The 6,885-nt window shown below is 63.9% G+C and carries 5 protein-coding genes and 1 pseudogene; 5 read left to right on the top strand and 1 reads right to left on the bottom strand.

Features of this window, described 5'->3' with window-relative positions; all coding sequences use genetic code 11:
• Positions 1-221: 221 nt before the first annotated feature.
• Positions 222-1,355, top strand: a pseudogene (locus CKO42_RS27595) (serine hydrolase domain-containing protein); the annotation flags it as partial.
• Positions 1,356-2,141: 786 nt separating this feature from the next.
• Here CKO42_RS27595 and CKO42_RS22505 read toward each other — a convergent pair.
• On the bottom strand, positions 2,142-2,759 hold the full coding sequence (locus tag CKO42_RS22505; RefSeq protein ID WP_200249362.1) for an HvfX family Cu-binding RiPP maturation protein: 618 nt from the start codon (positions 2,757-2,759) through the stop codon (positions 2,142-2,144).
• Between the two features lie 90 nt (positions 2,760-2,849).
• Between CKO42_RS22505 and CKO42_RS22500 the strand changes: the two genes are divergently transcribed.
• The 4 genes from CKO42_RS22500 to CKO42_RS22485 all read left to right on the top strand — a co-directional run bounded on the left by CKO42_RS22500 (position 2,850) and on the right by CKO42_RS22485 (position 6,823).
• Positions 2,850-3,149: a PAS domain-containing protein gene (locus CKO42_RS22500; RefSeq protein WP_200249361.1), complete on the top strand. Its 300-nt coding sequence runs from the start codon at positions 2,850-2,852 to the stop codon at positions 3,147-3,149.
• A 195-nt stretch (positions 3,150-3,344) separates the two neighbouring features.
• A complete protein-coding gene (locus tag CKO42_RS22495; RefSeq protein WP_242479618.1) occupies positions 3,345-3,587 on the top strand; it encodes a hypothetical protein in 243 nt (80 codons plus the stop codon).
• A gap of 146 nt (positions 3,588-3,733) precedes the next feature.
• Entirely contained in the window at positions 3,734-5,785 is a 2,052-nt protein-coding gene (locus CKO42_RS22490; RefSeq protein WP_242479617.1) for a recombinase family protein, read from the top strand.
• A gap of 147 nt (positions 5,786-5,932) precedes the next feature.
• Positions 5,933-6,823: a pirin family protein gene (locus tag CKO42_RS22485; protein WP_200249352.1), complete on the top strand. Its 891-nt coding sequence runs from the start codon at positions 5,933-5,935 to the stop codon at positions 6,821-6,823.
• Positions 6,824-6,885: the final 62 nt, after the last annotated feature.

Raw genomic sequence — 6,885 nt, 5'->3', positions numbered from 1 at the left:
ACCTGTTCAGACACTCGAGATCTATGGGTCAGCTGAAGGCAACCCATATCTCAGCTTCTAAGACCAACGTCTCGAATCAGCCGGCCGGTCTCTGAGGCCGGTGCAAGCAACGCTGAGTCCAGGATGGGGCTCGGCGTTTTTCTTTGTGTTGGGTGTTTGTATTGGGTGGTCTTCGCTGTCTACACTGCAGGCATTGCTGCTGCACTCTAGGCAACCGCGACATGACGCCACCAGGACGACCCGCCCTGTTACTGCTCCTGGCCGTAAGTGCGATGGCTGCGGCCGAGCCCCAGTCTGAACCCACACCTGCGCCTGTGCCAATCCAAGGCGAGACGGAGGCCCTCATCGTCGAGGAGATGGACCCCCTGCGCGAGGCGCTGGCACCCTTGATCCGTGCCGCGCAGTCCGACTACCACATTCCCGGCCTGAGTCTGGCACTGGTGCGCCACGACCGCATCCTCTGGCTCGAGGGCTTCGGCCTCGCCGACCCCGAGCAGCAACGCCCGGCCCAGGCCCAGACCCGCTACCGCGCCAGCTCCTTGGCAAAACCGATCACCGCCTTGCTGGTCCTGGCCCAGCAGGCCCAAGGAACCATCGACATCGACCAGCCGGTTGGCTCGGCGCTGCCGGGCTTTCGCCTCCAGAGTCGTTTCGACCAGACCGCACAGCCGATCACCCTCCGCCAGCTCCTGAGTCATCATTCGGGGCTGCCGTCCGATCTGAACAAGGGTCTCTGGACGGATGAGCCCTTCACCCAGGTGCGTGAGCGCTTGCGCGATGAATACGCCGCCTTTCCACCGAACCTGATCTTCAACTACTCCAACCTCGGCTACAGCCTGCTAGGCCATCTGCTGCAGGTGGTCACGCAGACGCCCTTCGCCGCGCACGCCCAGCAGACCCTGTTCGAGCCGCTGGGCTTGGCGCACACCCGATTTGCCGCGCAGCCGACGTTCGATGACGCCTTGGCCATGGGCCACCGCAACGGCGATCGCTTTGCGCCGCTGCCGCTGCGCGATCTGCCGGCGCAGGGCTTGGAGACCAGCGCCGCGGACATGGCCCGTCTGAGCATCGCGCTGCTCTGTGCCGGCGAGCTCAAGGGCAGGCAGGTGATTGAGCCGAGTCTGATCGAGGCGATGATCGAGCCGCAGAATGCCGACATCGCGCTGGATCTGGGTCTGAGCGTCGGGCTTGGCGTCTTCCTCGAGGAGCAGAGCATTCCGGGCGCCACGCGCGTAGTGCGCCATAGCGGCAACAGCCTCGGCTATACCGCCGAGTGGGTGCTGTTACCGGAGCAGGGCCTGGGCGTGGTGGTCCTGGCCAATGCCGGTCACGCCGAGCGCGTGGTCAAGCCGCTGGCCGAGGCGATCCTCAGCAATGCCATGAAGCTCGAGCCCGAGCCGATTCCGGCCGACCTCTTTATCGCCGCGGCGAAGACACCACCAACGCCGACCGCGGCCACAGAGCCGACCGAGAGGCTCCCGGCCGAAGGGCATTTTGCGACCGATCTTGGTCTGATCGCGATCCAACCGCAGCAAGACAGTCTTTGTGCCTGTATGACCGGCGAGCAGCTCGACCTGATGCCCTATCCGCAGGGCTGGATTGGCGCCGCGCCGCCAGCATCGGATCAACGCGGCGACGGATCTGAGTCCCAGAGCCTGGGCAGTGCAAGCCTGCGCGTACTGCGCGAGCTGCGCCTCCAAACGCGCCGCATCGAAGGCCGCGAGGTGATGATCGCCGACACCCCGCAGGGTGAGCGCATCATCGGCGAGAAGGTGCCGCAGGAGCCGGTTCCACGAGCCTGGCGTGAGCGTCTCGGCTCCTGGCGCATCCTCAATCCAGACCCCGGCTTTCCGGTCACCGACCTTAAGCTCAAGCTCACCGATGGCAAGCTCTGCCTCAGCTATCGGATGCCGGTGCTCTCGCCTGATCGGATTCAGGTGCCACTGCGCACGGTCACCAACGAGCGCGCGATCCTGCTTGGACTGGGGCGCACGCGCGGGGATTCGGTACAGATGGTTGATCACGAGGGACAGACGCGGCTGCGCTGGTCCGGGTATCTGGCTGAGCCGGTTGGCCGTTCCGATGAGACAGCCGCTTTATCTGCCGGGGTGGCGCTGGGCCATGAGCTTAGCCGCCTCCACCTAACCGGATCTCGAGCTGCGCCGATCCAGCCACCGCCCGATCCAATCATCGACCGACAGATAGCGACCCGCGCCGATGAAGAACAGCGCCACCAGCATGATCAGATAGGTTGCGGCGAACTCAATGCCATTGTTCAGGATCACCAGGCTGCCGTTCTCGGTCAGCCACTCGTAATTGCCATGCTCGCGCAGGATGTCCTTGGCGCGATCCAAGCGCTCAACAGCGCCGATGGTGCGCTCGTTGGCGAACAACGAGCCGCTGCCCTCGGCGATCGCCAGCCAGCCGTGCTGCCAGTGCACCGTCGCCATCGCCACGATCATGGTCACGATCAACGGCACCGAGATCAGCCGCACGCTGAAGCCAACCACCAATAAGACCGCGCCGACGGTCTCGGTTGAAGCCGCCAGGAACGCCATCACGGTTGGAAAGGGCAGACCCAAGCCGGAGTCCGGATTGCCAAACCAGGCTACGGTGCTGTCGAAGTGGGCGAACTTCTGGGTTCCCGCCATCCAGAAGATCGGCGCCAGATAGAGCCGCAACAGCAGCGGGGCGATGAAATCGAAGCGCCGTGTTGCATCGAGTAGGCTGCGCGCCTGAGTCATGAAGCGGATTACCATGGGGATACTCCAATCGGGTTGCTGATAGCGGATAGCTGATAGCGAACAAGACCCGGTCGGCGCAGTTGATCTTTCGCGGAGGATGGCAGGATGTCTGAAGCAAGCGACCCGAGCGCGCTGCCCGCACGGGAGCAGGCCGCTGAGCCGGCACCTGAACTGGCCCCTGAACCGGTATCCGAGCAGGCACAGGGGCGGATACACCAGGAGCCGGCGCACCCACTGCGCCAGATCTTCGACCACGCCAACGATGCCATCCTGCTGATCGACCCCGAGCGCGATCGCATCCTCGAGGCCAATACCCAGGCCTCGCGCATGCTCGGCTACGACCCGGCCGAGCTGACCCGCGACGTGCGCGTCTCCAGCGTGCATCCGCACGAGATGGAGCGATGACTCCCTGAACACAAAAGGTAACTTTGCCTTTGATCGCACGATTGTGCTCGATCGGGGACGATCTATGCTTGACTTGCGTCGCAAGCAGTAATATTTATATGACACATGCCGCGCTCTACCGATTCGCAAAAGAGGCAACGGCTCAACGCGGCCTATGGATTGCTCACCCGTGGCCTCAGCACTGCAGAGGCTTGCGTGTCGCTCTCCGATCAATTCGCGCTGTCACGTCGTCAGGCCTACCGTTATGTGCAGGAGGCCCAGTCGCTGATGGCACCGTTGCCCCTGCGCGAGGCCGCCATCGCTGTGACGTTCAAGTTGCCACCGAGCCTCATTCAGGCGCTTCGCCAGCGCGCGGCAAGCGAGGGGATGACGCTCAGCGACACGCTCGCCCAAGCGTTATCAGCCTATTTGGGCCGGGCGCCCGATCATGGCGCGTAAGCGCGATAAGCGCCCTGTCGTGGTGGTGGTGTTGGACTATGAGTTTGACCGCCTATTCCCTCACAAGCTGGAGCAAGCCTATGTCATTCTGGCCCCTGGACAGACCCGTGCCGTCGGCACGAGGCCACGGCTGAAGGAGTGCAACGATGAAGCTAGCCGCGATCTACGCACGGGTCTCCTCGACAAGGCAGCGCGAGGACAACACGATTGCCAGTCAGACGACAGCCCTGAAGGCCTTTGCCCTCGAACAGGGCTTCGAGGTGCCTGAGCCCTGGGTCTTCGAAGACGCTGGCTACAGCGGTGCGATCCTTCTGCGCCCGGGCTTGGAGCGGCTGCGTGATCTTGTCACCGAGGGTCAACTTGAGGCCGTTCTGGTCCATGCGCCCGACCGCTTGAGCCGCAAGTACGCCTATCAGGTGTTGCTGATTGAGGAATGCTCCCGTCAAGGTGTGGAGGTTCGCTTTCTGAAGACGCCGAGCACGGCCACGCCCGAAGACCAACTGCTGGTGCAATTCCAAGGCATGATCGCCGAGTATGAACGCGCACAGATCCTGGAGCGCTCGCGCCGCGGCAAGCGCCATCGGGCCAAAGGCGGCGATGTGGCGGTCTTAAGCGGCGCGCCCTACGGCTACCGCTATGTGAAGAAGAGCGACCTGGCTTCAGCCCATGATGAGATCCTGGCCACCGAGGCCGCCGTGGTGCGCCAGGTCTATCAGCGCTACACCGTCGATGGGCTATCGATCGGTGCGATCACCCGCTGGCTCAATGAGCAGGGCATCGCCACGCGCCGGCAGGCACCACGCTGGGAGCGCTCCACGGTCTGGGGCATGCTACGCAACCCGGCCTATCAGGGCACGGCCTGTTTCGGCAAGACGCGCATTGCAGCGCGTCAGCGTGTGACGCGCACGCAGCGCCTGACGGGGCGCTCCCGACGTGGCGAGACGACGAGCACTGAGCGCGCCCGCGACGAGTGGATCGAGATCCCGGTGCCAGCCCTGGTCTCGGAGGCGACGTTCGCGCTGGCCGCACAACGCCTGGAGGAGAACAAGCGCTTTGCAGCACGACGCACGCTGACCCCGAGCCTGGTCCAGGGGATGGTCTCGTGCAAGCAGTGCGGCTATGCCTTGACGCGGACCTCGACGCGCAGCACGGCACGGCTGATTTATTATTACCGTTGTCTCGGCTCGGAGGCCTGGCGACACTTGAATGGACCCTTGTGCAGCAGCCGCCCGATTCGCCAGGATCTGCTCGATGGGCTGGTCTGGAACGAGGTGGTCCGTTTGCTGGAAGATCCCACGTTGATCGCCGCTGAACTGGATCGACGGCTCGCAGCCGCGCAAGCCGCCGAGCCCACGCAGCAACAGCAGCAAGCCCTCGAACACGAACTGGTGCGTTTAGGCAAGGCGATGGAGCGCTTGGTGGTGGCCTATCAGGAGGAGTTGTTGTCGTTAGAGGAGCTGCGCGCTCATCTCCCGGAGCTGCGCCGGCGTGAGCAAGCAACCCGCGCCCAACTGGGCTCCCTCGTCGATCAGAGCGCCGAGCGCGCCGCCACCCTGCGCTTGGCGGAAACGCTGTCGGGTTTTCTTGCGCGCGTGCAGGCGCGTGCCGAGACACTCGAGATCGAGGAGCGCCAACGCATCGTGCGACTGCTGGTTAAGGAAGTGCTCGTTGGCGAAGAGACCATCGTGATCCGGCACTCGATTCCACTGCAAGCCGCTCCAGGAGGTGAAGGGGAGACCAGCCCTTTTCTTGAACAGGGAGCATCGTCGCCAGAAGGAAGTTACCTTTTGCGTCCGGGGAGTCCTTGCGCCAGTTCGCCCAAGACGTCAAGGCGCGCGGCCAGGGCTGGACCGACGAGCTCAGCTGTATGCGCAAGGACGGCCTGCAGCTGCCCTCCGAGATCTCCGCCTCGGTGGTCCAGGTCGACGGCCGCGACTGCATCGTCGCCATGGTGCGCGACGTCTCCGCGCGCAAGGCCGCCGAAGTGGCATTACGCCCAGCGAATCGAGGTGCGCAATAGTGGCGAGCCGATCCCGCCGGAGGTGCTTGCGCGCATCGGCAAGCCGTTCTTCTCGACCAAAGACGCCGGCAATGGCCTCGGCGTGGCCTATGTGCGGCGGGTCGCCGCGGCGCATCATTGGGTGTTCTCGCTCGAATCGAAAGCAGATTCTGGGACCGTTGCGCGGTTGCTGCTGTAGCAAGATCTGCCAGCGTGGTGGCCTTTGCTCACGGGTGACTGGATTGCAGTCTGGGTTGTTCCGGGCTGCGACTCATGGCGTGCCGAGCGATCGCTCTCCAGGCAGACTGCCGTCACGATCAACCATGTTGGCCTCATCGAGATTGCCATGACAGCAACACAACAATCCTCCAATCACCCGGTCGAGACGGTACTGCGCTCGCGCGGCGTCGAACGATTGGTCATTGGCCAGCCGACCAGCGATGGCGCTGGCGTCAAGCTCACCCGGGTGCTGACGCAATCCTTGCAGCGGCGGCTTGATCCGTTTCTGCTGCTGGACAACTTCGACAGCGACCAGGCTGATGACTACATTGCCGGTTTTCCCGAGCATCCGCATCGCGGCTTCGAGACCGTCACCTACATGATCAACGGGCGCATGCGTCACCGCGACAGTGCCGGCCACGAAGGACGGGTCGGGCCGGGTGGCGTGCAATGGATGACGGCCGGTCGCGGCCTCATCCACTCCGAGATCCCGGAGCAGCAAGCCGGGCTGATGGAGGGCTTTCAGCTCTGGCTGAATCTTCCAGCACGCGACAAGCTGCGTGCACCGTGGTATCGCGACGTTCAGGCCACCGAACTGCCAGGCTTTACAACCGAAGCCGGTGCCGAGGTGGTGCTGATCGCGGGTGAGAGTCATGGCCTGTGCGGGGCGGTGACGCGCCCGGTGACCGAGCCGCTGATCCTGGATCTGCACCTGAGCCCTGGCGGCCACTTTGCGCAAGCCTTGGCCACCGATCGCAATGCCTTCGTCTATGTCTATCGCGGCGAGCTGAAGATTGCGGGGAACCGTGTGCCGCGCAAGCAAATGGCAATCCTGGACAACCCGGTCGACAGCGATGGCGTATTGGTCGAGGCGGCTGAGGCCGAGACCCGCGCCCTGTTGATCGCCGGCCGTCCGCTGAACGAGTCCATCGTGCAGCACGGACCGTTCGTGATGAACAGTCGTCAAGAGATCAATCAGGCGGTGTTGGACTTTCAGGCTGGGCGTTTGGAGCGCTGATGTCAGCGCCGACTGCTGTGATCCGCTGATCGATTGATGCAGAAGGGGATGCAGGGATGCCT

Origin of the sequence: Lamprobacter modestohalophilus (assembly GCF_016583905.1) — a bacterium.
GTDB classification, from domain to species: Bacteria; Pseudomonadota; Gammaproteobacteria; order Chromatiales; family Chromatiaceae; genus Lamprobacter; species Lamprobacter modestohalophilus.
This window is presented reverse-complemented; position numbering and strand designations above follow the sequence as displayed.